The sequence below is a fragment of the Gulosibacter macacae genome (genome assembly GCF_003865375.1).
Classification (GTDB): domain Bacteria; phylum Actinomycetota; class Actinomycetes; order Actinomycetales; family Microbacteriaceae; genus Gulosibacter; species Gulosibacter macacae.
Genome location: NZ_RQVS01000010.1, coordinates 73,238 through 97,275, shown reverse-complemented (window position 1 = coordinate 97,275; position 24,038 = coordinate 73,238). Strand labels below are relative to the sequence as shown.

Annotated in this window: 25 protein-coding genes; 10 read left to right on the top strand and 15 right to left on the bottom strand. The window is 63.5% G+C overall.

The annotated features are described in order from the left end of the window. Nucleotides 1–45 precede the first annotated feature (45 nt). Together EG850_RS09445 and EG850_RS09440 are read left to right on the top strand one after the other, a co-directional pair. Nucleotides 46–558, top strand: a complete 513-nt coding sequence (locus EG850_RS09445; RefSeq protein ID WP_124972843.1) for an SRPBCC domain-containing protein — start codon at nt 46–48, stop codon at nt 556–558. 24 nt (nt 559–582) lie between these two features. Then, nucleotides 583–1,806, top strand: a complete 1,224-nt coding sequence (locus tag EG850_RS09440; RefSeq protein WP_124972841.1) for an HAD-IA family hydrolase — start codon at nt 583–585, stop codon at nt 1,804–1,806. An 80-nt stretch (nt 1,807–1,886) separates the two neighbouring features. Here the strand turns inward: EG850_RS09440 and EG850_RS09435 are convergent, their stop codons facing one another. From EG850_RS09435 to paaA, 6 genes are all read right to left on the bottom strand, one after another. Next, nucleotides 1,887–2,657 carry an enoyl-CoA hydratase/isomerase family protein gene (locus EG850_RS09435; protein ID WP_124972886.1) on the bottom strand — a complete coding sequence of 257 codons (771 nt, stop codon included), beginning with the start codon at nt 2,655–2,657 and terminating at the stop codon, nt 1,887–1,889. A gap of 38 nt (nt 2,658–2,695) precedes the next feature. After that, a complete protein-coding gene (gene paaE, locus EG850_RS09430) occupies nt 2,696–3,886 on the bottom strand; it encodes a 1,2-phenylacetyl-CoA epoxidase subunit PaaE (RefSeq protein ID WP_235829275.1) in 1,191 nt (396 codons plus the stop codon). Then, nucleotides 3,886–4,422: a 1,2-phenylacetyl-CoA epoxidase subunit PaaD gene (paaD, locus tag EG850_RS09425; RefSeq protein WP_148097117.1), complete on the bottom strand. Its 537-nt coding sequence runs from the start codon at nt 4,420–4,422 to the stop codon at nt 3,886–3,888. The genes paaE and paaD overlap by 1 nt, the downstream gene beginning before the upstream one ends. Nucleotides 4,423–4,427: 5 nt before the next feature. Next, nucleotides 4,428–5,258, bottom strand: coding sequence for a 1,2-phenylacetyl-CoA epoxidase subunit PaaC (paaC, locus tag EG850_RS09420; protein WP_124972835.1), 831 nt, complete (start codon nt 5,256–5,258; stop codon nt 4,428–4,430). After that, nucleotides 5,255–5,566 (bottom strand): 1,2-phenylacetyl-CoA epoxidase subunit PaaB, encoded by a 312-nt coding sequence (gene paaB, locus EG850_RS09415; RefSeq protein ID WP_124972833.1) that lies wholly within the window; start codon nt 5,564–5,566, stop codon nt 5,255–5,257. The genes paaC and paaB overlap by 4 nt, the downstream gene beginning before the upstream one ends. Nucleotides 5,567–5,647: 81 nt before the next feature. Continuing rightward, the gene (gene paaA / locus EG850_RS09410) at nt 5,648–6,631 is read right to left on the bottom strand and encodes a 1,2-phenylacetyl-CoA epoxidase subunit PaaA (protein ID WP_124972831.1); all 984 of its coding nucleotides are present in this window, start codon (nt 6,629–6,631) and stop codon (nt 5,648–5,650) included. A 260-nt stretch (nt 6,632–6,891) separates the two neighbouring features. Here paaA and paaI point away from each other — a divergent pair, with 260 nt between their 5' ends. The 3 genes from paaI (at nt 6,892) to EG850_RS09395 (ending at nt 9,472) form a co-directional block, all read left to right on the top strand. Further along, on the top strand, nt 6,892–7,344 hold the full coding sequence (gene paaI / locus EG850_RS09405) for a hydroxyphenylacetyl-CoA thioesterase PaaI (RefSeq protein ID WP_235829274.1): 453 nt from the start codon (nt 6,892–6,894) through the stop codon (nt 7,342–7,344). Between the two features lie 104 nt (nt 7,345–7,448). Next, nucleotides 7,449–8,735 (top strand): AMP-binding protein, encoded by a 1,287-nt coding sequence (locus EG850_RS09400; RefSeq protein WP_124972882.1) that lies wholly within the window; start codon nt 7,449–7,451, stop codon nt 8,733–8,735. Nucleotides 8,736–8,854: 119 nt separating this feature from the next. Then, complete coding sequence (locus EG850_RS09395; protein WP_124972829.1) at nt 8,855–9,472, top strand: TetR/AcrR family transcriptional regulator; 618 nt, start codon at nt 8,855–8,857, stop codon at nt 9,470–9,472. 112 nt (nt 9,473–9,584) lie between these two features. Here the strand turns inward: EG850_RS09395 and paaZ are convergent, their stop codons facing one another. Beyond that, complete coding sequence (gene paaZ, locus EG850_RS09390) at nt 9,585–11,720, bottom strand: phenylacetic acid degradation bifunctional protein PaaZ (protein ID WP_124972880.1); 2,136 nt, start codon at nt 11,718–11,720, stop codon at nt 9,585–9,587. 163 nt (nt 11,721–11,883) lie between these two features. Here paaZ and EG850_RS09385 point away from each other — a divergent pair, with 163 nt between their 5' ends. Further along, nucleotides 11,884–12,321 carry a PaaI family thioesterase gene (locus tag EG850_RS09385; protein WP_124972827.1) on the top strand — a complete coding sequence of 146 codons (438 nt, stop codon included), beginning with the start codon at nt 11,884–11,886 and terminating at the stop codon, nt 12,319–12,321. Between the two features lie 127 nt (nt 12,322–12,448). Here the strand turns inward: EG850_RS09385 and EG850_RS09380 are convergent, their stop codons facing one another. The 8 genes from EG850_RS09380 to trpD form a co-directional block, all read right to left on the bottom strand. Beyond that, nucleotides 12,449–13,927, bottom strand: a complete 1,479-nt coding sequence (locus tag EG850_RS09380) for an NCS2 family permease (protein ID WP_124972825.1) — start codon at nt 13,925–13,927, stop codon at nt 12,449–12,451. 316 nt (nt 13,928–14,243) lie between these two features. Continuing rightward, entirely contained in the window at nt 14,244–15,104 is an 861-nt protein-coding gene (locus EG850_RS09375; protein ID WP_124972823.1) for a 3-hydroxyacyl-CoA dehydrogenase family protein, read from the bottom strand. Nucleotides 15,105–15,116: 12 nt separating this feature from the next. After that, complete coding sequence (locus EG850_RS09370; RefSeq protein WP_124972878.1) at nt 15,117–15,926, bottom strand: enoyl-CoA hydratase/isomerase family protein; 810 nt, start codon at nt 15,924–15,926, stop codon at nt 15,117–15,119. A gap of 35 nt (nt 15,927–15,961) precedes the next feature. After that, the gene (locus EG850_RS09365; protein WP_124972821.1) at nt 15,962–17,176 is read right to left on the bottom strand and encodes a thiolase family protein; all 1,215 of its coding nucleotides are present in this window, start codon (nt 17,174–17,176) and stop codon (nt 15,962–15,964) included. 163 nt (nt 17,177–17,339) lie between these two features. Next, nucleotides 17,340–17,612, bottom strand: coding sequence for a GlsB/YeaQ/YmgE family stress response membrane protein (locus EG850_RS09360; protein WP_124972819.1), 273 nt, complete (start codon nt 17,610–17,612; stop codon nt 17,340–17,342). Between the two features lie 145 nt (nt 17,613–17,757). Then, nucleotides 17,758–18,189, bottom strand: a complete 432-nt coding sequence (locus tag EG850_RS09355) for a hypothetical protein (protein WP_124972817.1) — start codon at nt 18,187–18,189, stop codon at nt 17,758–17,760. A 93-nt stretch (nt 18,190–18,282) separates the two neighbouring features. After that, nucleotides 18,283–18,540: an HPr family phosphocarrier protein gene (locus EG850_RS09350; RefSeq protein ID WP_124972815.1), complete on the bottom strand. Its 258-nt coding sequence runs from the start codon at nt 18,538–18,540 to the stop codon at nt 18,283–18,285. Nucleotides 18,541–18,598: 58 nt separating this feature from the next. Further along, nucleotides 18,599–19,669 (bottom strand): anthranilate phosphoribosyltransferase, encoded by a 1,071-nt coding sequence (gene trpD, locus EG850_RS09345; RefSeq protein ID WP_124972813.1) that lies wholly within the window; start codon nt 19,667–19,669, stop codon nt 18,599–18,601. 76 nt (nt 19,670–19,745) lie between these two features. On the opposite strand from trpD, the gene ctaE reads away from it, so the two are divergent. Genes ctaE through qcrB form a run of 4 tightly spaced genes read left to right on the top strand, consistent with a single transcriptional unit; the run spans nt 19,746 to nt 23,988 of the window. After that, entirely contained in the window at nt 19,746–20,378 is a 633-nt protein-coding gene (gene ctaE, locus EG850_RS09340) for an aa3-type cytochrome oxidase subunit III (protein ID WP_124972811.1), read from the top strand. A gap of 22 nt (nt 20,379–20,400) precedes the next feature. After that, nucleotides 20,401–21,237, top strand: coding sequence for a cytochrome bc1 complex diheme cytochrome c subunit (qcrC, locus tag EG850_RS09335; RefSeq protein WP_124972809.1), 837 nt, complete (start codon nt 20,401–20,403; stop codon nt 21,235–21,237). A gap of 53 nt (nt 21,238–21,290) precedes the next feature. Further along, nucleotides 21,291–22,382 carry a cytochrome bc1 complex Rieske iron-sulfur subunit gene (qcrA, locus tag EG850_RS09330; RefSeq protein ID WP_124972807.1) on the top strand — a complete coding sequence of 364 codons (1,092 nt, stop codon included), beginning with the start codon at nt 21,291–21,293 and terminating at the stop codon, nt 22,380–22,382. Further along, nucleotides 22,366–23,988: a cytochrome bc1 complex cytochrome b subunit gene (gene qcrB, locus EG850_RS09325; RefSeq protein ID WP_124972805.1), complete on the top strand. Its 1,623-nt coding sequence runs from the start codon at nt 22,366–22,368 to the stop codon at nt 23,986–23,988. The genes qcrA and qcrB overlap by 17 nt, the downstream gene beginning before the upstream one ends. Nucleotides 23,989–24,038 lie beyond the last annotated feature (50 nt).

Sequence of the window (24,038 nt, the reverse complement as noted above, 5' to 3'; positions counted from 1 at the left end):
ATCGCTTTTCCGGAATGTCACCCGGCTCGCGTAGGCTTCCTCACCATGACGCACGCACAGCTCACTACCCGCGATGGTTCACCCGCTGTCCGCCTGTCCGCACAACTTCCCGTTCCTGCCGGGCGCCTGTGGTCACAATCACTCACCCCGCTCGGTTTGAGCGCCTGGTTCCCCTTCGCCGTCGACTTCGAGCCGCACGAGGGCGCTGAGGTCACCTTCACTGATGCCGAACAAGGCATTGAGTTCACCGGCACGATCACCAAGTTCGTCGACCCTGAAGTGCTCTCGTTCACCTTCGGTGGCGGTCACGAAGTAACGATCACCCTGAGCAACGATGGCAAGCACACCACCTTCGCCCTCGTTGAAAAACTCATCAATGACAACGAGGCCGCGCGCTCAGCCGCCGGATGGCACCAGTGCGTCGCAAAGCTCGAACGCAGCTATGGCGTCGACTCCCCCGAACTCGATTGGGACACGATCTACGACCGCTACGCCGCAGAAGGCTTCCCCGTCGGCGCCCCGGTTCCTGGCCGCGACGACGAGACCAGCATCGTCTAACCGCTCGCTACCTAGGATCACCGTATGCCCATCCGCAACATTATTTGGGATATGGGCGGCACGCTCATCGACACCTACCCGGCCGTCGATCGCACCTTCGCCAACGTCGCCCGCGCCCACGACATTGACGTGCCGCTCGACGCCATCGAACGGTCCACCCGCACGACCTCAATCGCCAACACGATGACGGCGCTGGCAGCCGAGCACAGCATTGAACGTGCCGAGTTCGAGCGTGCTTACGCCGCACTGAAGACCGCCTGGCGAGCATCCCCGCCGCCAGTCATGGCTGGCGCCGAGGCCGTCATTGCGGCGGTGCAAGCGGCCGGTGGCAAGAACATCATCGTCACGCATCGCGATCGCGAGAGTGCCCAGGCCCTGCTCGATGCCACCGGCCTCGATATCGACGGGCTCATCTGCGCGCCGGATGGGCACGCGCGCAAGCCTGATGCATCCATGCACCGCCTTGCGCTCGAGATGTTCGGGCTCGACCCGGCCGAAACGATCGCCATCGGCGACCGTGAGATCGACGCGACCGCCGCGCTCGGTCTCGGCGTGCAGCCGCTGCACTTCGATGCGACCGGCGCGGCGTCAGCCGCTGACCAGGATGCGGCGAGTCAGGATGCTGCGCAGGTGCGTGAGATCAGCTCGCTCCTCGACGCCCTCGAATGGATCGATCGTGACTCGGCGCGCGTCGGTATGCTCGCCACCGAGCCCTACCTGGATAGTGATCCGGCGCTCCTCGCCGAACGCCACCGGGCACGCCGGCTTGCCCATCAACTTGACCTGCTCGATCCCGATGACACGGATGCGGCGACCACGCTTCTGCAACAACTCTTCGGTCGTCTCGGTGATGGCACTCGCATCATCCCGCCGTTCCGCTGCGACTATGGACCACACATTCGGTTTGGTGCCGGTAGCTTCGTCAACTTCAATTGCGTGTTCCTCGACGTGGCGCCGATCACCATCGGCAAGCGCGTGCTCATCGGACCGGGTACGCAGTTGCTTACGGCTGGGCATCCGCTGCATGTTGAGACTCGTGCCTCTGGGCTTGAATGGGGCAAGCCCATCACCATCGGCGACGATGTGTGGCTCGGCGGCGGCGTGCAGGTGCTCGGTGGCGTCACCATCGGTGCTGGCACCGTCGTTGGCTCGGGTTCGGTCGTCACGAAGGATTTGCCGGCGGGCGTCATTGCGGTTGGGAATCCGGCTCGGGTTGTGCGCGAGGTGCCGAGCGAGCCGGATATCTAGGCGCATCCAGAGCCCCAGCGCGCGAAAACGCCGAGAGCCCCGGTAGCCAGGTCTGGCTACCGGGGCTCTCGAAGCTTGAGCTACTTACCGGTGAAGGTCGGCTTGCGCTTTTCTTGGAAGGCCTTGAAGCCCTCGGCGTAGTCCTCGCTCTTGCAGAGTTCTCCCTGCGCGACGTTCTCGTCAGCAATCGATTCCCACATGCCGATGCGACGGTCGCGGATATCCTGCACGAGCTTCTTCGACGTGGCGAACGCGAGCTGCGCGCCCTCCGCGACGCGAGCCACCCGCGATCGAGTGAACTCATCGAGCTCGTCATCAGCAACCCAGCGGCTGAACAGCCCCTGCTCGACGGCTTCGCGACCCGACATGAACTCAGCCGTGTAGATGAGGTCAAGGGTGCGGTGCGTGCCGAGACGCTCGGTGAACAGCCAGTGGCCACCCGAGTCGAGCGTGGCACCGAGGTTCGCGAACGGCGAGCCGATCTTCGCGCTCTCGGCGACGTACACCACGTCGCAGGCGAGCGCGAGGCCAAGGCCGACGCCGAGGCAAGCACCCTGCACCGCCGCGAACGTCGGCGCCGGGAACTCGCTGATCTTCTTGAGCACGCCGGTGACCTTGTTGCCGAGGAAGTCGGCAACGTCGTCCTCAGCTGGCACCACACCAGCGATATCGCGACCAGCGCAGAACGCCCGGCCCTCGCCGCGCAGGTAGAGCGCCTTCGCGCCCGCCGCCGCAGCCTCGTCGAGCGCCGCCGCGAGGTCGAGCAGATCCTGCTCGCCAAGCGAATTCAGCTTCTTCGGTGCGTTGAGGACGACCTCGGCGACACCGCCGTCGATCTTGAGTTCAATCATGCTCATCGGATGCATATCTCCCGCTCGTCAACCAACGCCTAGGCGTCGAAGTCGACCAGCACCTTGTCGGTGGTCGGACGCGCCTGGCAGGTGAGTACGTAACCGCGGTCGACCTCATCCTTCTCGAGTGCGTAGTTCTCGGCCATGTCGACCGAGCCCTCAACAACCTTGGCGCGGCAGGTACCGCAGACGCCACCGGCGCAGGCGAAGGGCACATCGGGACGCACGCGCAGGGCCGCGTTGAGCACGGTCTCGCGGGCCGACTTCGGCGACTTCACGTCACCCGAGAGACCGTCAAGAACGAAGCCGATGTCGAAGTTCTCACCCTCGGGGTCGACCTCGACGGGGCGGCCGGCCTGCGACTGCTGGCCATCGCCCGGCTGACCGGTCGAGAAGAGCTCGAAGCGCACCTTCTCAGCGGGCACCTTGCGGGCGTCGAGCTCGTCACGAATGAGCTGCACGAGCTCAAACGGGCCACAGAGGAACCACTCGTCGATCGCCGGCACATCGATGATGTGCTCGAAGATCTGCTTGAGCTTTTCGTCGTCGAGGCGGCCCGAGTAGATCGGCGCCTGACGCTGCTCGCGCGAGAGCACGTGGTGCACGGCGAGACGGGTCGGGTAGCGGTCCTTAAGGTCAGCGAGGTCCTCGAGGAACATCACATCGCTCGCGGCGCGGTTTGCGTAAATGAGATCGACGAAGGTGCCCTCGTGTGCGAGGAGCGACTTCGCAATCGCGATGACCGGGGTGATTCCCGAACCGGCGGCCGCGGCAACGAAACGAGCGCCACCGTCTGAAACAACCTCATCCGAGAGCGCCTCGGGGTTGTTCATGCCGGTGAGCTGGTGCTTCGAGACGAACGCACCCTGGGGGCTCATGACGTCCATCTCAAAGCCGGGCTCGAGGTTGTCGTTGGCCCAGTTCGAGAACAGGCCGCCGAAGTCACGCTTGATGCCGACCTTGATGGTTCCGGGCGTCGGGGCCTCACAGATCGAGTAGCTACGACGCACGTCCTGGCCATCGATCGTGGTGCGTAGCGCCACGTACTGACCGGCGACGTAGTCGTACTCGTCGCTGAGTTCTTCGGGAACGGCGAACGAGACTTCGATCGCCTTGTCGGTGAGCTTGCGGACCTGGCTCACCTTGAGGGTGTGGAAGGTCGCGCGGCGCTTCGTGGGTTCGCTGGCTTCGTTGCCGGCGACGTTGTCGATGTTGGCTTCGTTCGTCACTAGTGCACCTTGAAGTAGTCGAAGGGCTCCTTGCATTCAGCGCACTGATAGAGCGCCTTGCAGGAGGTCGAGCCGAATCGGCTCAGTTCGTTGGTCTTGATGGAGCCGCAGCGCGGGCAGCGCACGGCGAGCGCGAGTCGGGTGGGACCACGCTGTGATCCGACAGCAGAGTTACCGCTCGGGGGCGCGATGCCGTACTCCTCGAGCTTCTGCTTGCCGTCTTCGGTCATCCAGTCGGTCGTCCACGCCGGTGAGAGCACGAGGCTGACCTCGATGTCTTCGTAGCCAGCAGTGCGCAGCGACTGTTCGACATCGGCCTTGATCGTGTTCATCGCGGGGCAGCCCGAGTAGGTCGGCGTGATGATCACCTGAGCGGTGCCATCCGAGCCCACGAAGGCATCCCGGAGGATCCCGAGATCGGCGATGGTGAGCACCGGGATCTCGGGATCGCACACGGTGGCCGCGATATCCCAGACGCGCGCGGCGTCAGCCTGAGCGGGTCGGTGCGCGACATCTGGGTGTGTGTTGGTCGACATGTTGATTACCAGGTTGCGCCGGGGTGCTTGCGTGCGAGCACCTGCATCTCGGCCAGGATGTAGCCAAGGTGCTCACGGTGCTCGCCGCGACGACCGCCGGTCACGGCTTGCGGATCAGTGGGAAGGGTGAGGTTCGAGCGCTCGACGACGTCGGTGATGCGAGCCATGACGGCATCGCGCAGCGACGAGGGACGAACCGCGACGCCCTCAAGGCGGTCGTGGAGGTCTTCGTCTTCGAACAGCTCGTCGACATAGGGCCAGACATAGTCAAGGCCGGCCTGCAGACGACGGTTCGCCTCTTCGGTGCCAATGCCGAGGCGCAGGTACCACTGCTCGGCGTGGTCGAGGTGGTAGTCGACCTCCTTGGCCGACTTCGCCGCGATGGCAGCGAGGGTCTCGTCGCTCGACTCGGCCGCGAGGCGCGAGTAGAGCTCGAAGGCGTAGGCCGAGTAGATGAGCTGACGGGCGATGGTCTGACCGAAGTCGCCGTTCGGGAGCTCCACGAGGTGGAGGCTGCGGAAGTCTTCTTCCTCGCGGAAGTAGGCGAGGTCATCCTCGGACTTATCCCAGGCGCTTCCCGCGTAGGTGAGGAGCACACGAGCGTGGCCGAGAAGGTCGAGGGCGACGTTGCCGAGGGCAATGTCTTCCTCGAGCTCGGGCGCGCGTGACACCCACCAGCTCAGGCGCTGCGACAGGATGAGGGCATCGTCACCGAGGCGCAGTGCGTACTGGGCGACATCTTCGGATGCCTTGACACCCTTCTGCTGGATCTCTTCAGAAGTAAGTGCGTAGCCGGCCGAAATGAGGGTCGCGGACTCGAATCCCTGACCGCTCACAGGTGCTTCACCCCTTCGGACTGGGTGTAGTAGGTGGCGTGGCGGTAGTTCTTACCCTGCGAGGACTCGAAAAAGGCGTCCTTGTGGTCCGGGTCAGACGAGTTGATGTCTTCGCTCTTGACGACCCACAGCGACACACCCTCGTTGCGGCGGGTGTAGAGGTCGCGGGCGTTGCGCAGTGCCATGGTGGCGTCGGGGGCGTGCAGTGAGCCGGCGTGCACGTGGCTCAGGCCGCGCGACGATCGGACAAAGACCTCCCAAAGAGGCCACTGGTTGCCCTTTGCGGGGGCGACGTTGTTCTCGCTCATTCGTTCTCTCCGTTGAGACGGGCGGGCCGACGGGTGCGGCCCGCCCGTAAGTTGATTGAAATTGTGAAAGTGGATGTGGAGCTACGCGACAGCCGCGTCGGCGGCCTGCTGCTTCTCGGCATAGGCCGCAGCGGCCTCACGCACCCAAGCACCGTTGTCGTGTGCCTCGCGGCGACGGGCCATGCGCTGCGCGTTGCAGGGGCCGTGACCCTTGATCACGCCGAAGAACTCTTCCCAGTCGAGCTCACCGAAGTCGTAGTGGCCGCGCTCTTCGTTCCACTTGAGATCGGGGTCGGGCAGGGTGAGGCCGAGCGCCTCGACCTGCGGGACGATCATGTCGACGAAGCGCTGACGCAGTTCGTCGTTCGAGAAGCGCTTGATGTTCCACGCCATCGACTGCTGCGAGTTCGGCGAGTCGGCGTCCGGCGGGCCGAACATCTGCAGGGCGGGACCGTAGAAGCGGTTCACCGCATCCTGGGCCATTTCCTTCTGCGCGGGGGTGCCGTTCGAGAGGGTGTAGAGGATCTCCCAGCCCTGACGCTGGTGGAACGACTCTTCCTTGCAGATGCGGACCATCGCGCGACCGTACGGACCGTACGAGCAGCGGCACAGCGGCACCTGGTTCGCGATGGCAGCGCCGTCGACGAGCCAGCCGATGGCACCCATGTCGGCCCAAGTGCGTGCCGGGTAGTTGAAGATCGACGAGTACTTCGCCTTGCCATCCAGCAGCTGCTGGTTGAGCACATCGCGCGGGGTACCGAGGGTCTCGGCAGCCGAGTAGAGGTAAAGACCGTGACCGGCCTCATCCTGCACCTTGGCGATGAGGATCGCCTTGCGCTTGAGCGACGGGGCTCGGGTGATCCAGTTCGCCTCGGGCTGCATACCGATGATCTCGGAGTGCGCGTGCTGCGACACCTGTCGGGTCAGCGTCTTGCGGTAGGCGTCCGGCATCCAGTCGGCCGGTTCGATGCGCGAGTCGCGAGCGATGATGTCATCGAAGTACGCCTGGGCGCGTTCGAGGTCGACGTCATCTCGCTGCGGGAACTCGGTCACATTGTTCGTCATGCGGGAGGTCTCCTTCGACGGACTTGCCCGGGGTGGGCGTTGATTGGTGTGCTCGTTCGACGGCAACACTGCCGCCGAGAATAACAGAACGTGCGTTCAGTATATGTGCACCAGTCGGCACGTCAACCCCATCCTCACCTACACGCTTGGAAATCAGCCTGGATGCGGAAAAGTGCGTGAAAGTGCCGGAATGACTAGCGCACGACCGGGATTCGGTCTATTTTCTGTAAGACTGTTCAGGAAATCACAAAGGAGTGACTTTGACCGACTCCCCCACGCGCCCGTACGGCGATCTCGCTGCGCAACACCGCATCCTCAAGGACGATTTCGCCAGCGAATGGATGGGCATCCGCGTCGTACGCACCGCGCCTGGCGAGGCAGTTATTGAGATGGAACTGCGCCGAGAAATGCTCAACGGCTTCGGCATCGCACACGGCGGCATGATTTTCGCATTCGCCGACTCTGCCTTTGCGCTGGCTTGCAACTCACACGAGGACAATGGCACCATCACCGTCGCTTCGGGCGTCGATGTGAACTTCCTCCGTCCCGCTATGCAAGGTCAAACGATCACCGCGCACGCCAAGGCTGTCCACGAGGGCCGCAGTGGTGTGTACGACATTGAAGTCACCGCGCAGGGCCCGAATGACCCCGAACCCGTTTTGATCACTCTCTTCCGCGGCCGCAGCCGGACCATTCCGAAGCCCGCGAAGTAGCTCCACCACATTTCACCTCATCCACACCCGAAGAAGAAGAAGGCAGAGTCGCCATAGTGAACACCACCCCGTTTGACCTCAACCAGCTCGACCCAGAAGAACTCATGAGCCGCGAGGAGCTCGAGGCCCTCCAGCTCGAGCGCCTCCAGTGGACAGTCCGCCACGCCTACGAGAACGTCCAGATGTACAAGGAGAAGTTCGACGAGGCCGGTGTCACCCCCGACGACCTGCAGACTCTTGCCGACATCGCCAAGTTCCCCTTCACCACGAAGGACGACCTGCGTCGCAACTACCCCTTCAAGACCTTTGCCGTGCCGATGGACCAGGTGCGCCGCATCCACGCCTCGTCAGGTACCACCGGCCGCCCGACCGTGGTGGGCTACACCGACCACGACCTTGACAAGTGGGCCCAGGGCTTCGCGCGCGTGCTGCGCCTCGCCGGTGCTCGCAAGGGTGACCTCGTGCACAACGCCTACGGTTACGGCCTGTTCACCGGCGGTATCGGTGCCCATGACGGCATCGAGCGCGCTGGCCTCACGGTCATCCCCATGTCGGGTGGCCAGACCGACCGCCAGATTCAGATGATCCACGACTTCAAGCCGCGCATCATCACCGTCACCCCCTCCTACCTCCTCACGATTCTTGACAAGATGCGTCAGGAAGGCCTCGACGCCCGCGACACCTCGCTCGAAATCGCCATCCTCGGTGCAGAGCCGTGGACCGAAGAGATGCGCCGCGAGATTGAAGAAGGCTTCGACCTCAAGGCCGTTGACATCTACGGTCTGTCGGAGCTCATGGGCCCCGGTGTTTCGGGCGAATCGGTGGAGTTCCAGGATGGCTCGACCATCTGGGAAGACCTCTTCCTCCCCGAAATCGTCGACAAGGACGACCTGACGAAGGTGCTCCCCGACGGCGAAGAAGGCGAGCTCGTCTTCACGTCGCTCACCAAGGAAGCGATGCCGATCATTCGCTACCGCACCAAGGACCTCTCGGTGCTCCTGCCCGGCGACGCCCGCCCGAACATGCGCCGCATGCGCAAGGTGCGTTCGCGCACCGACGACATGATCATCCTGCGCGGTGTGAACATGTTCCCCTCGCAGATCGAGGAGCTCGCCCTCGGCCAGGCCGCCCTCAGCGCGCACTACAACCTCGAGCTCACGCGCCCCAAGCGCATGGATGAACTCACCGTCGTCATCGAGCGTCGCCCCGAGTTCACCATGGAAGAGGCCGAGGCCTGCGGCCGTGCCCTCCAGCACGACATCAAGATCCGCATCGGCTCGTCGGTGCGCATCCACGTTGTCGACCCGAACACGCTCGCGCGTTCGGAAGGTAAGGCCAAGCGCGTCCTTGACTTCCGCGACCGCCCCATCGCTGAATACCCGCAGCGATAGCCATCGGCCGGCGCGCTGGCCTCCCAGCGCACAATTCGGCTGATTCTTCGCGAGGCGGCGCACGTTCTTCGGAACGGCGCCGCCTCGTTTTCTCATCATTGCCTAGGCTGGAGGGCGATATGAACACCAACGCCAACTCCCCCGCTCGTCGCGGTCGTCCGGGTAACGACCGCCGCGACGTCATCCTCGTTGCCGTGAGCCTGTTCAACCAGCACGGCTACGAGGCCACTTCGGTTGGCATGATCGCCGACCGCCTCGGGGTGTCGAAATCGGCGATCTACCATCATGTTTCGAGCAAGGAAGAGTTGCTCTCGGCAGCGCTCGATCGGGCGCTCTCAGCGCTTGAGGCCACGCTCGACACCATCGACCACAGCGCCGAGCGAGACCACGTCGCGAATCTTGAGCGCATTATCCGCGCCACGGTCGACGTGCTCGTCGAAGAAATCGAGCCGGTGACGCTCTTGCTGCGCTTGCGCGGCAACACCGAGCTTGAGCGCGCTGCCCTCGGGCGACGCCGTGAGTTCGACAGGGCGGTCGCGGGCCTCGTGCGCGACGCCGATGATGCTGGCGCCTTGCGCGCCGATCTTGAACCGCGCGCCGCCACCCGACTCATCTTCGGCATGATCAACTCGATCACTGAGTGGTACCACCCGAACGGCCCGCTCAACGCCGATAGCCTCGGCGATCTCGTGGTCGGACTCGTCTTCGGGGGCCTACTCCCCCGCGCGGTGAAGTAGCGCACTTCGAGGGCCTCAGTACGCCAATCGAGCCAGGGCCTCAGCACTCAAACGACCGAGGGCCTCAGCCCACGATTACCGTGTGCTGAGGCCCTCGAAGTACCTCCGACAACTATTCGCCGCCGAGCGCCTGCTCCTCGCGCTTACCGGCGAGGGTAAGCACGTCGTAGTTCGCGATGACCTCGTCATCCTGGTTAAGCAGTAGCGCATCCCAGACGACCTCGCCGTAGTCTTCCGACTCGCGCGGGGTGATCTTCTTGGCGGTGAGTTCGACACGAATCGAGTCGTCCACGCCGATCGGACGCACAAAGCGCAGACTGTCCATGCCGTAGTTGAGGTAGACGGCACTGCGGCCCGGGGCCACGAAGAGACCGGCAGCCCAGCTTACGAGCAGGTAGCCGTGCGCGACGATGCCGGGGAAGAACGGGTTCGCCTCAGCCGCCTCAGGGTCGGTGTGCGCGTAGAAAATGTCACCGGTCGTGTTGGCGAAGTCGGTGATTTCCTGCAGGGTTGCCTTGCGCAGGTCAGAGACAAATGCATCCCCGAGCTTGAGCGTCTCAAGCGACTTACGGAACGGGTGCACCGCACCGTTGACACCCTCGGGCGTGCCGCCGTACTTCTCCGAACCAACGCGATCCTGGTCGGCACCGAGGTGCCACACGCCGGTGACCGCGGTGAGGAGGTTCGGCGAACCCTGAATCGCAGTGCGCTGCATGTAGTGCTTCACCGCACGGATACCGCCGAGCTCTTCGCCACCGCCGGCGCGACCCGGACCACCGTGCACGAGGTGCGGCATCGGCGAGCCGTGACCGGTCGTCGTGCGCTCATCCTCGCGGTTGAGCATGTGCACGCGGCCGTGGTGACCCGAGATACCGAGCACGAGTTCATTCGCGACCTCGTGATCGTTGGTGCAGACGGTCGCGACGAGCGAACCAGCACCAAGTGCTGCCAGCTCAACCGCCTCGCCGAGTGAGTCGTAGCCGAGCACCGACGTGACCGGGCCAAACGCCTCGGTAGAGTGCAGCGCCTCGGCGCGGTTATCGTCCCAGCGCAGCACGACGGGCTCCATGAAGGCACCCTCGCCGTCGGTTGCGTCGTTCGAGCCAACGGCGATTTCGCCGCCGCCAGCAACGAGCGCGTCGACTGCCGCCCGCACATCGTGCAACTGGTCGATCGAAGCAAGCGCACCCATCGTGGTGCCTTCGGTGCGCGGGTCGCCGACCTTGACCTTTTCGGCAATGCGCTCGCCGACGGCCTTGACGACATCATCAACCAGCGGCGCGGGTACGATCACGCGGCGGATCGCGGTGCACTTCTGCCCCGCCTTTGCCTGGATCTCCTGCACCACGGTGCGCACGAACGCGCTGAATTCCGGGGTGTCGGCCGTTGCATCCGGGCCAAGAATTGCCGCGTTGAGCGAGTCGGCCTCGGCAGTGAACCGCACGCCGTTCTTCGCAACGTTCTCGTGCGCCTTAAGGCGGTCAGCCGTCGACTTCGAGCCGGTGAAGGCCACGAGATCGCGGTAGTCGAGGTAATCGAGCAGATCGCGGGCCGAACCCGAGATGAGCTGTAGCGCGCCATCGGGCAGGATGCCTGACTCGACGATCATGCGCACGGCCGCTTCGGTGACATAACCAGTCGGCGTCGCCGGCTTCACGATGGTCGGCACACCGGCGATGTACGCGGGCGCGAACTTCTCGAGCATGCCCCACACCGGGAAGTTGAACGCGTTAATCTCGACGGTGATACCGGGGATGCGCGTGTAGATGTGTTCGCCAACGAATGAGCCGTCCTTCGAGAGCACCTCGGGCTGGCCGTCGATGATCACGTTCGAGTTCGGGAGTTCGCGGCGGCCCTTCGAAGCGAACGTAAACAGCACGCCGATACCGCCATCGATGTCGATGAAGTTGTCGACCTTGGTCGCGCCGGTCTTGTTCGAGACGGCGTAAAGCTCGGCCTTGCGCTCGGTGAGGTACTTCGCGAGTTCTTTGAGGTGGAGGGCACGCTGGTGGATCGTGAGGGCCCCGAGGTTGTCGCGGCCAACGGTGCGGGCGTAGTTCACCACAGCAGCGGTATCGAGGCCTTCGCTCGACACGCGTGCGACGAGTTCATCGGTCGAGGCGTCGAGCACATCGGTGCCCTTCGCGTCAGCGGCGGGGGTCCACCACTCCCCGAGCACGTAGCTCGGAACGAATCCGATCGACTGGCCCTCGGCGTCGGTCTGTACAGGGGTCTGCTCTGCGGTCATCACTGTCCGTTTCGTCATCCACCGCGCTTCCTCGCGCGGACCATGCGGGAATACCCGACCGATTGGTCGGGAATCATGACTACACTACTTCAATAGTCTCGCCTGCGGCATTGTGGCCGCGCTGAACGTTTCGCGGCGCTGCCGCCTGATCGAGTGGAGCCTCATGCGCTACCAGCCCTGGACCATCACGCTCGGAGAACTCGACGAGCGGATGGGCGTTGAAATCGTCGAAGAGTCAATCGATCGCGTCATTGCTCGGATGCCCGTAGCCGGCAACCGGCAATCGCATGGTCTGCTGCACGGTGGCGCTTCGCTTGCGCTCGCTGAGGCCGTGGGTTCGTGGGCGGCGGTCATTCACGCATCCACACTTGGCAAGGTTGCCGTGGGCGTGGATGCATCGGGTACCCACCACTCATCAGCTCGCGAAGGCTGGGTGCGTGCGACGGCAACGCCCATTCGTCTCGGCCGCACCCTCACCTCGCACGATGTCGTGATTGAACACGAAGAAACGGGCGAGCGGCTGTGCTCCTTCCGCATCACGAACGCCGTGATCGACCGGAAGATCCCCGGTTTCGAGTACCTGCCGGTCGACGAGGCGTAGGCACGCAACGTCCCGAAACCCGAGGCCGCTACCCGCTCTGGTCGACTAATCCGCGCGTTTCCGCCTAATCCGTGCGTTGCAGCGCGCGGATTAGGCGGGAACGCGCGGATTAGCGCACGCGATCTCGCTAGCCGAGCATCCCGGTGATTGCCGTGCGCGCAAAGTAGGCGACGAATAGCGCCGAGACGAGCCACATCAGCCAGTGGATCTCACGCTCCCGACCCGTGAAGGCCTGCACGACAACCCAGGCAATGAAGCCAACGCCGATGCCATCAGCAATCGAATAGGTAAAGGGCATCGTGACGATCGTGAGGAAGGCCGGGAGCGCCACCGCGAAACGCGTCCACTCGATGTCGACCACCTGCGCCATCATCATGGCGCCAACGACCACGAGTGCGGCCGCACCAACTTCGAGCGGCACGATATTGGCAAGCGGCGTAAGGAAAACCGCGAGCAAGAAGAAGAGTCCGGTCACCACCGAGGCGAGTCCGGTGCGAGCGCCCTCACCAATACCCGAGGCAGAGTCGACGTACACCGTGTTCGACGAAGTCGAGGTCGCGCCGCCGACCACCGCACCGAGACCCTCGACGACGAAGGCCTGCTTGAGTCGCGGAAAGGTGCCGTCGGCGTTCGCGAGGCCAGCGTTCTTTGCGAGGCCAGTCATCGATCCCATTGCGTCGAAGAAGTTCATGAACAGCAGCGTGAACACGAGCATCGATGCGACGAGCGGCCCCACGCGGAAGAACGCGCCGAAGGGGTCAACTGCACCGACCAGCGAGAAATCGGGGAGCGAGAAGAGCGTGGTCGGAAGGGCTGGGATGGTGAGGCTCCAGCCGCCAGTGTTATCGACCACCGAGCCAAGCTTGAGCACCGCCTCGAGCACGATCGCGAGCACGGTACTCGTCGCAATACCGATGAGAATTGCGCCGGGCACGTGGCGGGCCACGAGGATGCTAATGAGCAGGAGCGCGACCACGAAGACGACCGTGGGGAGCGTCGAAATCGATCCGTCGCTGCCGAGCTGTACGGGCGGACCACCCTCAGTGCGGGTGACGAAGCCCGCATCCACGAGACCGATGAACGCGATGAACATGCCGATACCGACGGTGATCGCCGATTTCAGCGCCGCCGGGATCGCGTGGAAAATCGCGGTGCGAGCGCCGGTGGCCCCAAGCAGCACGATGAGGAGGCCGTTGATGACCACCAGCCCCATCGCCTCGGGCCAGGTCACGTCGCCGACAACTGTCACCGCGAGGAACGAGTTGATGCCGAGACCCGCGGCGAGCGCGAAGGGCAGGTTCGCAACAATGCCGAAGAGGATCGTGAGCACCCCGGCGGCAAGGGCCGTGGCAGCAGCGATCTGGCCGCCGTCGAGGGTATTCCCCACTGCATCCGGTGTATTGCCGAGGATGAGCGGGTTGAGCACGACGATGTACGAGATGGTCACGAAGGTGACCAGGCCACCGCGGAACTCCTGAGCGATCGAGGTGCCGCGGGCGCTCAGCTCAAAGCGGCGGTCAAGCATGCCGCGCCAGCCGGTGGCAGGCTCACGCTCAGCGGTGGTCGAGTTGTTCGTGGGTTGTTCGTTCGACAACGCGCGCTCCATTCTGCGATTGCGGCAAATTGCGGATCACGCAGTGCCGACCAGAACACGATAGTGGGGATGCCGGGATGCCGCGGACCACGGCATCTGCACGGAAGTGCCGAATCGCCGGTATTGATGCCGCTCACGGCATCAACAAGTGCGAAATGGCACTTCGGCGCAGACGCAACCCGCGGCGGGCCGTCACGCGATCTGCGTTTTCCAGGCCGATGACGCCGCCACCGACGTTGAAGGCCCGGAAATTGCAGATCGCGCAACATGAGATTGACCCCCAACGCAAAACCGGCCACCCCGAAGGGATGGCCGGTTCCGCACACAACTAGCTGTAGTCGTAGAAGCCCTTGCCGCTCTTGCGACCGAGTTCTCCGTTTGCCACCTTGTCGCGCAGAATCTGCGGCGGCGCGAAGCGCTCGCCGAGGTGCTCGTGCAGGTACTCGGCAATGCCGAGACGCACATCAAGTCCAACGATGTCGGTGGTCTTGAGTGGCCCACTCGGATGCTTGTAGCCGAGTTCCATGGCAGCGTCGATGTCCTGGGCGCTGGCGACACCCTCTTCGACCATGCGCATCGCCTCGAGTGCGATGGCAACGCCGAGGCGCGAGGATGCGAATCCGGGCGAGTCCTTCACCACAACCGGCGTCTTACCAAGCTGCTCAACCCACTTCGGGGCGGCAGCGGCAATGTCGGCGTCAGTCTTCGGGGCAATGACGACCTCAATGAGGGTTGAGGCCGGCACCGGGTTGAAGAAGTGGAGGCCGAGGAATCGCTCCGGACGCTGCAGCTTTTCGGCGAGCGTCGCGAGCGAGATCGACGAGGTGTTTGAGGCAAGCACGCCCTCCGGTCCGAGTTGTTCCTCGGCGCGGGTGAGCGCGTCAAGCTTCACGTCGTAGTCCTCAAACACCGCCTCAACGATGAGCTCGCAACCGGCAAGCGCGGCGTAGTCAAGCTCCACAGCGAGTCGCTGCACGACCTCGTCGAGGTTGGCATCAGTGGCACCGCGCTCGATCGACTTCGCCACCGACGACTCGATGCGTTCGCGCGCGGCGGCGCCAGCCTGAGCTTCGCGCTCAATGACGGTCACCTGCGCACCGGCCATGAGGAAGGCGTGCGCGATGCCGCCACCCATGCGGCCGCCGCCAATCACACCGACGCGGGCGGGAATGTTGTTCAGATCAGTCATTCGCTATTCCTCTTATTCCTTTTCGGTGTTGGCCGCAGCGGCTTTTTCGGCGTCACGCTTGGCCTTGCGCGCGGCGCGCTGGTCAAGGAAGCCCTGCATCCGCTCGAATTTTGCTTCCGATTCAAAGAGCATGCCCTGGGCGAGCGTGTCGATGAGCGGGTGCACTTCGCGCGGTGTGTGGAACACGGCCTTCGAGATGCGCACGGCAAGCGCATCCTGGGCGCCAATGCGGTCGGCGAGCGCGTGCGCGGCCGGCAGCAATTCATCGACCTCGTGTACCTCGGTAATGAGGTGGCAGGCGAGCGCCTCGGTGGCGTCAAGCTGACGACCGGCGAGCAGGATCTCCTTGGCGAGCGGTTCGCCAATGAGTTCGCGCAGTCGCCAGGTGGCGCCGGCGGCCGCGAGGATGCCGAGGGCCGTCTCGGGGTTACCGATCTTCACATTCGGGGTCGCGATGCGGAAGTCGGCCGCGTAGGCGAGTTCGGCACCACCACCGAGGGCGTAGCCCTCGAGCGCGGCGATGACGGGCATCGGCAACTTCGCGATGCGGTCGAAGATGGTCGAGTTGATGCCTGCCAGGGCGTCGTCGCGACGACGTTCCTTGAGCTGAGCAATATCGGCACCGGATGCGAACAGACCATTCGCACCGGCAAGGATGAGCACGCGCGGGGCACGCTCGAGTTCGGCGCACACCGCGTGCAGCTCATCAACCATCTGCTGGTCGATCGCGTTACGGGTGGGCTTGTGGTCGAGTACGACTTCAACTCGGTCGTCACCGACGGTGACGCGGATGCGCTCCCACGGCCCTTCGAGACCGGCCATGCCCGTCTGCCCCGCCATACCAGTCTGCCCCGCCATTAGGGGCGCTCCAGCAGCACCGCGGTGCCCTGGCCGACGCCAACGCACATGGTGGCGAGGCCCTTGTCGGCGCCCTCCTGCTCCATGCGGTTCATGAGGGTGATCATGATGCGGGCGCCCGACGAGCCGAGCGGGTGACCGAGCGAGATTGCGCCACCGTTGCGGTTGACGATCTCCTGGTCAATGCCGAGGCGTCGCATGCTTGCGAGCGACTGCGTAGCGAATGCTTCGTTGAGTTCCACCGCACCGAGGTCGTCAACCGACCAGCCGGCGCGCGCGAGCACCTTCTCCGACGACGGCACCGGGCCAAGGCCCATGACCTCAGGCGCGAGTCCGGCACTACCGCCTGCGACGATGCGGGCGCGCGGCACGAGGCCGTAGCGCTCAACTGCGGCGTCCGAGGCGATGACCATGGCCGAGGCACCGTCGTTGAGGGTCGACGAGTTACCGGCGGTAACGACGCCGTCGGGCTTGACGACGCCGCGGAGCTTGGCGAGCACCTCCATGGTCGTGCCCTCACGCGGGCCTTCGTCGGTGTCGACGACGGTGACGGCGCCTTTGCGACCGGTCACCTCAACGGGAACGATTTCGTTGTTGAAGCGGCCCTCACGGATCGCTTCGAAGGCGAGTTCGTGCGAACGAACGGCGAATGCATCCGCGTCTTCGCGGGTGATGTTGTCGACGATCGCGACTTCCTCCGCCGTTTCGGGCATCGAGTAGGTCATCTTGCCGTCGCGCGAGAGATCGCCCGAGACGAAGCGCGGGTTCGGGAAGCGCCAGCCAATCGACGTGTCAAAGGATGCACCGGGCTTGGCCCATGCGCTGCCGGGCTTTTCGACGACCCACGGTGCGCGAGTCATCGACTCCACACCACCGACGACGACGATGTCGGCGTCGCCCGAGCGGATCATCTGCGAGGCCATGATGGCGGCCGACATACCGGATGAGCAGAGTCGGTTCACGGAGTAGCCGGGAACTTCCTGCGGCAAGCCCGCGAGGAGCCAGGCCATACGCGCAACGTTGCGGTTTTCTTCACCGGCACCGTTGGCGTTACCGAAGACGACCTCTTCCACCGCGGCGGGGTCGATCTTCGAACGCTTGACAACTTCGCCAATGACCAGGGCAGCAAGATCGTCGGGACGAACCCCGGCGAGTGCGCCACCGTAGCGGCCGACCGGCGTACGTACGCCATCGATGATGTATGCCTCAGGCATAGACAACTCCTTTGTTCCCAGACAGTCGGGACCACTTTACTGTGGACTCGGTCGGGAAATCGACCCGCAAAAGTTGCCGCGTTCGAGTCCCGTGCCAAAAAGATAGTGGCCGAGCATCCGAAGATGCCCGGCCACTAGGAAACGGCAGGGGAACTACCTGCGGTTATGCGCGTCGTCCGCGCGTAACCGCCTCGTAGATCGCTGTCACGATGACAGCACCAAGAAGGGCAAACAACCACACCCAGATGTTGAAGAAGCCCTGAAGCGCTTCGCCACCAACAACGAGTCCGCCGATCCAGCCGCCGACGATTGCGCCGACGATACCGAGGATGATGGTGAGCCACAGCGGGTGCTTGGCCTTGTCCTTCGTAATAGCTTGGGCGATCAGGCCAACAACGAGGCCAATAATGAGCCAGCTAATCCAGCTAAGTGACATGAGCTACTCCTTTGGTTTGAGCCGCGATTGCGGCAGCCGCGTTTGACGGCAGACACAAACTACGCGATTCCCATGCGTCATCACGAATCCTGGCGACGTTTTCAGAAAAGCGCCGCCGACTCGTTACCGAGAATAAGTCGAATCGTTACTTTCGCTTTGCCGCTTCGTCTAACCAATTCGCCCGATATCGCGGCATAAGGATGGCGAACCCGAATAGCACGCCAATCACCATGACCCAGGTGAACATCATGAACGGCACAGCGGTGATTGAGAGCGGCACGAAGCCCAGTGCGAAGCCACCGCAGGCAGAGAGGAACGCATCCCCCAACGCGAGCCTGGCGACCTCGCGCTCGCCGAACTCTTTAGCACCGCTCGCGAATCGACGCAGCACCAAGTAGCCGAGTGCATATCCACCGACGACAATCGCCGACATCACTACCCAGCCACCAAACATGGGCATAAAGCCGCGCTGAGATAACTGTTCGCGGCCAGTATCCGTAAATGAACTAAATAGAAGGAAGGACGCAATCCAAGCAACAAATGTTGCTAAGGCAATTGCAATCGTGGTCGCGCGCACCTCAGTGCGAATACCCCAGGCGGTAACACGCAAACTCCCGTCGCCGGAGCGACGGGAGTTTCGCTGACTGTCAGCCATTCGGTAGGTCGACGCTTATTCGCCGAAACCGGAGTCGACGAGCGCCACCAGTGCGTCAATCGCGGCGTCGGCGTCATCGCCATTGGCCACGAACTCAACTTCGGCACCCTTGCCAAGACCAAGGGCCATGATGCCAAGGAGGCTCTTCGCGTCGGCACCGTTCACGGTGATCGACGACGAGAAGGTGCCGGCGGTCTTCACCAGTTCGGCAGCGGGACGGGCGTGCAAGCCGGTCTCGTTGTTGAGGGTGACGGTGCGGCGCGCTTCAGACATTGGGACTCCTTAGTTGAGGTGCCTTGCGGCGTTGAATAGGGGAAGTAAGCGGACGCGGCTAGGCGTCGGTGTTGTAGCGACGCGTCGCGGCGATGAACTTATCGAGATGCGCAATCGCGCGACCCGAGTCAATCGTCTCGCGAGCAATCTCGATTTTCTCGGTGAGCCGATCACGAATCGGCCGCTCTACCGAATCGGGCAACTCCGCCAGGTCATACGCGACCATGCCGGCGGCCGCATTCAAGAGCACGATGTCACGCACGGCACCCTGACGTTCCCCGGCAAGCGTGGCTCGAGCAATACGGGCGTTCTCTTCGGGATCGCCACCGAGGAGCTCTTCCATCGGATAAGTACCGAGTCCAAGATCGCGCGGATGGATGTCATGCTCAGCGACATCACCACGGGCAACTTCCCAAATGTGCGAGTAGCCGGTGACGGTGAGTTCATCCAGCCCATCGTCACCACGGAACACGAGCGCAGCCGCGCCGCGGGTACGGAACACGCCAACAATGAGCGGAATCGCCTCACGCTTGGCGACGCCGACGGCAGTCGCCTCAGCACGCGAGGGGTTAGTGAGTGGGCCGAGGTAGTTAAACACCGTCGACACGCCAAGCTGCTTCCGCACCGGACCGGCGTGCGCGAATCCAGGGTGGAAGAGCGAGGCGAAGAGGAAGGTCATCCCCGTCTCTTCAAACACCTTGACCAACGACTCCGATGACGAGCCATGCACCACGCCGAGTGCCGTAAGCACATCCGAGGCGCCTGAGAGTGCAGATGCCGCGCGCCCGCCGTGCTTAATGACCGGCACGCCCGAGGCGGCAATCACCATCGACGCCATCGTCGACACATTGACCGTGCCGACCATGTCACCGCCGGTGCCCACGATGTCGAGCGCCCACGAGGTGATGTCGATCGGCTTCGCGTGCGCGAGCACCGCATCCCGGAATCCCACGACTTCTTCGACAGTTTCGCCCTTGGCGCGCAGTGCAATAAGCCAGGCCGCAAGCTGCGCTTCCGTGACCTGCCCCTGCATGACCTGTTCCATGGCCCAAGTCGCCTGGGCGACCGAGAGCCCTTCGCCTTCAAGCAGTGATTCGAGCATTTGCGGCCAGGTCTGCAGTTCGGTCATGCGGCAAAGCATAGTGGGATGCGGAACGGCACGCGGAACAGCCCGGCAACTTGGCGAACCTGGGAAATCGGTCATAATGGGGACTGTGACTTCACTAACTCCTGCCTCGAGCGCCCCACGGGTGCACCGTCCGAACACCGTCGCCATCGGAACGATCGTCTGGCTCGGCTCCGAAGTGATGTTCTTCGCGGGCCTGTTTGCGATCTACTTCACGCTTCGCGCAATGGCGCCGGAGCAGTTCCAGGCCGGTCACGACATCATGAACATCCCGTTCTCGACGATCAACACTGTGATCCTCGTTGCGAGCTCGGTGACGTGTCAGTTTGGTGTCATGGCCGCTGAGCGCGGCCAGAAGAACCGCGAGAACGGCAAGTGGGGAACCATTGAGTGGTTCTACCTCTCGGCCATCCTCGGCGCGATCTTCGTCTCGGGTCAGGTGTGGGAGTACGCCACGCTCGTCAGCGAGGGCTATGTCTTCAACCTCAATGCCTTCACGAGCGCCTTCTACATGTCGACCGGCTTCCACGGTCTGCACGTGCTCGGTGGCATCATCGCCTTCCTCATCGTGATCGCTCGCCTCTACGCGGTGCGCAAGATGGGTAAGCGTGAGGCGTCGAGCGCGATCGCCATCTCGTACTACTGGCACTTTGTTGACGTGGTGTGGGTTGGCCTGTTCTTCGTCATCTACATCCTTCCGTTCATCTCGTAGTCGTCACCAGGAGAAGCTCCACATGTCCCTTGCAACGAAGCACCGGTCGACCGCGAAGAAGTCACGCAAGCGCGGCCGCCGTAATCCGCTCGCCACGGCAGCTCTGCTCGGTATCGGTCTGCTCCTGACCGGTGGTGCCTACGCCGCCGTCGACACCGTCGCTGCCACCGCCGCTGAAGAGTCGACTCAGGTCGACATGCTCAGCGCCGAGACCATCGAAAAGGGCGAGGCCCTGTTCGCTGCCAACTGCGCCACCTGCCACGGCATGGATGCAGTCGGTACCGAGAACGGCCCGAGCTTGATCGGTGTTGGCGCCGCCGCCGTCGACTTCCAGGTCGGCACCGGCCGTATGCCGATGCAGATGAACGGTCCGCAGGCGCAGAAGAAGGAACCGCAGTTCGACCAGACCGCGACCCTGCAGATGGCCGCCTACGTCGCCTCGCTCGCCCCCGGCCCGGCTATCCCGGATGCAGAGTTCCTCGCTTCCGAGGCCGACCTCGCGAACGGTGCAGAACTCTTCCGCATCAACTGTGCGATGTGCCACAACGTTGCCGCCGCTGGTGGTGCACTCACCGAAGGTAAGTTCGCTCCCGAGCTGCAGACCGTTTCAGCCGCACACCTCTACGAGGCCATGGTGACTGGACCGCAGAACATGCCCGTGTTCAGCGACACGAACCTCTCCCCCGAAGACAAGCGCGACATCATCGCGTCGATCGAGTGGATGACCGACAACACCTCGATGGTCGGTGGCTACAACCTCGGTTCGGTTGGTCCGGTTGCAGAGGGTCTGTTCATCTGGATCTTCGGTCTGGGTGCCGCGGTTGCCGCTGCCATCTGGCTCACCTCGCGCCCGAACTAGCGCACAACTTTTGACGATTTTTTTGCTGCTTCACAATCCAGAAAGGGATACCCATGGCTGAAGACGAACACGGCGGGGAGCTCCGAACCGCCAATTCGTCGGACCGCTCGGTGAGCGCCGGCTCGGCTCTCCTGCCTGCCGACGGCTTCGAGAACCCGGGCATGGCGGAACACCACGAGCGTGTCACCGACAAGGACCCGAAGAAGGCGAAGAACGCTGAGCGGGTAGTTGTCCTGCTGTTCTGGATCTCGCTGGCCTTCACGCTGTTCGCCGTTGTGGCGTACTTCATTTGGCCGATCGATCGCGCCGACATCACGACGGTCCGAGCGAACAACTTCTTCCTGGGTATCGGCATTGCCTTCGGCATGCTCACCCTCGGCATTGGTGCCGTCGCGTGGGCCAAGTACCTCATGAAGGACACCGAGATGGTGGAGGCCCGTCACGAGACTCGTGGCACCCCAGCCACCCGCCAGCGTGTGGCCGAGATCTTCGCGCAGGCCGACGAAGAGTCGGGCTTCTCGCGTCGTAAGCTCCTGCGCAACTCGCTCATCGGTGCCGTGCTCGCACTGCCGCTGCCCGGCATCGTCATGCTTCGCGATATGTACAACGCGAACAACGAGAAGCCGGTCAAGCTCCTCCACGAGACCAAGTGGGCTGAGGGTGTCCGCCTCGTGCGCGACCCCTCGGGCACCCCCATCCGCGCCTCGGATGTGACGATCGGTTCGGCGTTCCACGTCATTCCCGAAACGCTCATCGAGATGAAGGAAAACCACGAGCCCGGCTTCCTCGACGCGAAGGCCAAGGCCGTCGTGCTGCTCATGCGCCTCCCCGAGGACCGCCTTAAGGAGCGCGAGGACCGCAAGGACTGGTCGTACCACGGCATCGTGGCCTACTCGAAGGTCTGCACCCACGTGGGTTGCCCGGTGGCGCTCTACGAGCAGCAGACCCACCACCTGCTCTGCCCCTGCCACCAGTCGCAGTTCGATGTCACCGAGCACTGCAAGGTGATCTTCGGCCCGGCCGGTCGTCCGCTACCCCAGCTGCCGATCGCAGTGAACGAAGAGGGTTACCTCGTCGCCCAGAGCGACTTCCACGAGCCCGTTGGACCGACTTTCTGGGAGCGTCGTCATGACTACAACGTATAAGGCACCCGTGGCCGAAGGCAGCGCAATTGCCAAGGCCTCCAGCTGGATCGACGACCGCACGAGCATCTCTGGCGCGGTCAAGGAATTCGGTCGCAAGATCTTCCCCGACCACTGGTCGTTCATGCTCGGTGAGGTGGCGCTCTACAGCTTCATCGCCATCCTGCTTTCGGGAACCTTCCTCACCTTCTTCTTCGACCCGTCGATGGCGCACACGACCTACCACGGCTCGTACATCCCGATGAAGGGGATGGAGATGTCGGCGGCGATGGCCTCGACGCTTGACATCTCGTTCGACGTGCGCGGTGGCCTGCTCATGCGTCAGGTGCACCACTGGGCAGCGCTGCTGTTCGTGGCCTCGACCATGCTGCACATGGCCCGCATCTTCTTCACCGGTGCGTTCCGCAAGCCGCGTGAGCTCAACTGGATCATCGGTCTTGTGCTCTGGATCATCGCGATGCTCGAGGGCTTCTCGGGCTACTCGCTCCCCGACGACCTGCTCTCGGGTAACGGTCTGCGCATCGTTGACGGCATGATCAAGGGTGTGCCGGTCCTCGGCACCTGGATCTCGTTCTGGCTGTTCGGTGGCGAATTCCCCGGCGACATGATCGTTGGCCGCCTCTACTCGCTACACATCATGATCCTGCCGGCACTGCTCATCGTGTTCCTCGCGATGCACATGCTGCTCATGGTGATCAACAAGCACACCCAATGGCCGGGCCCCGGTCACACGAACCAGAACGTCGTCGGCAACCCGGTGCTCCCGGTCTTCGCCACGAAGGCAGTCGGCTTCCTGTTCATCGTGCTCGGCATCATCTTCGGTATCGCCTCGTTCTTCCAGATCAACCCGATCTGGAACTACGGCCCGTACGACCCCTCCCCCGTGTCGGCCGGTACCCAGCCTGACTGGTACATCGGCTTCGGTGATGGCGCGCTGCGTCTCATCCCGCCGGGCTGGGAGATGCCGCTTGGTGACTACACGGTCACCTGGGCGATTCTCGTGCCCTTCCTCATGATGGGTATCTTCGTGATCGGGTTGTTCGTCTACCCGTTCCTCGAGGCGTGGATCACTGGCGACAAGCGCGAGCACCACATCCTCGACCGCCCGCGTAACGCTCCGACGCGTACCGCGCTCGGTGTGGCCTGGATGAGCTTCTACGCCACCATGTGGGCTGCGGCTTCGTCTGACCTCATCGCCACGCACTTCCACATGGCCATGGAGCACGTGATTCACGCGCTTCAGTTCTGGCTCATCTTCGGCACCATCATTACCTTCTGGGTGACCAAGCGCGCCTGCCTGGCACTGCAGCGTGCCGACCGCGCCGTTGCCCTGCACGGCACCGAGTCGGGCCGCATCATCCGCCTTCCGCACGGTGAGTTCCAGGAAGTGGAAATCCCGGTTGAGGAAGACGAGCGCTGGAAGCTCGTGTCGTACAACTCGTACCAGCCCATCGTTGCTCAGCCCGACCCGGCCACGGGCAAGGTCAAGGGCAGCGAGAAGTTCCGCGCCACGCTGTCGCGCTGGTTCTTCGCCGACCGTCTCGAGCCGCTCACCCCGGCCGAGATCGAGGCTGCGCACCACGAACACCACGGTGAGCTGAAGCACTAGTTCACCGCACGAAAGACCCCCGGATGGAATACATCCGGGGGTCTTTCGTT

Bases quoted from the DNA above. Each gene is read 5' to 3' on its own strand.
- EG850_RS09445 (WP_124972843.1), top strand. From the start codon at position 46: ATGACGCACGCACAGCTCACTACCCGCGATGGTTCACCCGCTGTCCGC.
- EG850_RS09440 (WP_124972841.1), top strand. From the start codon at position 583: ATGCCCATCCGCAACATTATTTGGGATATGGGCGGCACGCTCATCGAC.
- EG850_RS09435 (WP_124972886.1), bottom strand. From the start codon at position 2,657: ATGATTGAACTCAAGATCGACGGCGGTGTCGCCGAGGTCGTCCTCAAC.
- paaD (WP_148097117.1), bottom strand. From the start codon at position 4,422: ATGTCGACCAACACACACCCAGATGTCGCGCACCGACCCGCTCAGGCT.
- paaB (WP_124972833.1), bottom strand. From the start codon at position 5,566: ATGAGCGAGAACAACGTCGCCCCCGCAAAGGGCAACCAGTGGCCTCTT.
- paaA (WP_124972831.1), bottom strand. From the start codon at position 6,631: ATGACGAACAATGTGACCGAGTTCCCGCAGCGAGATGACGTCGACCTC.
- EG850_RS09400 (WP_124972882.1), top strand. From the start codon at position 7,449: ATGAGCCGCGAGGAGCTCGAGGCCCTCCAGCTCGAGCGCCTCCAGTGG.
- EG850_RS09395 (WP_124972829.1), top strand. From the start codon at position 8,855: ATGAACACCAACGCCAACTCCCCCGCTCGTCGCGGTCGTCCGGGTAAC.
- paaZ (WP_124972880.1), bottom strand. From the start codon at position 11,720: ATGACCGCAGAGCAGACCCCTGTACAGACCGACGCCGAGGGCCAGTCG.
- EG850_RS09385 (WP_124972827.1), top strand. From the start codon at position 11,884: ATGCGCTACCAGCCCTGGACCATCACGCTCGGAGAACTCGACGAGCGG.
- EG850_RS09380 (WP_124972825.1), bottom strand. From the start codon at position 13,927: ATGGAGCGCGCGTTGTCGAACGAACAACCCACGAACAACTCGACCACC.
- EG850_RS09375 (WP_124972823.1), bottom strand. From the start codon at position 15,104: ATGACTGATCTGAACAACATTCCCGCCCGCGTCGGTGTGATTGGCGGC.
- EG850_RS09370 (WP_124972878.1), bottom strand. From the start codon at position 15,926: ATGGCCGGTCTCGAAGGGCCGTGGGAGCGCATCCGCGTCACCGTCGGT.
- EG850_RS09365 (WP_124972821.1), bottom strand. From the start codon at position 17,176: ATGCCTGAGGCATACATCATCGATGGCGTACGTACGCCGGTCGGCCGC.
- EG850_RS09360 (WP_124972819.1), bottom strand. From the start codon at position 17,612: ATGTCACTTAGCTGGATTAGCTGGCTCATTATTGGCCTCGTTGTTGGC.
- EG850_RS09350 (WP_124972815.1), bottom strand. From the start codon at position 18,540: ATGTCTGAAGCGCGCCGCACCGTCACCCTCAACAACGAGACCGGCTTG.
- trpD (WP_124972813.1), bottom strand. From the start codon at position 19,669: ATGACCGAACTGCAGACCTGGCCGCAAATGCTCGAATCACTGCTTGAA.
- ctaE (WP_124972811.1), top strand. From the start codon at position 19,746: ATGGGGACTGTGACTTCACTAACTCCTGCCTCGAGCGCCCCACGGGTG.
- qcrC (WP_124972809.1), top strand. From the start codon at position 20,401: ATGTCCCTTGCAACGAAGCACCGGTCGACCGCGAAGAAGTCACGCAAG.
- qcrA (WP_124972807.1), top strand. From the start codon at position 21,291: ATGGCTGAAGACGAACACGGCGGGGAGCTCCGAACCGCCAATTCGTCG.
- qcrB (WP_124972805.1), top strand. From the start codon at position 22,366: ATGACTACAACGTATAAGGCACCCGTGGCCGAAGGCAGCGCAATTGCC.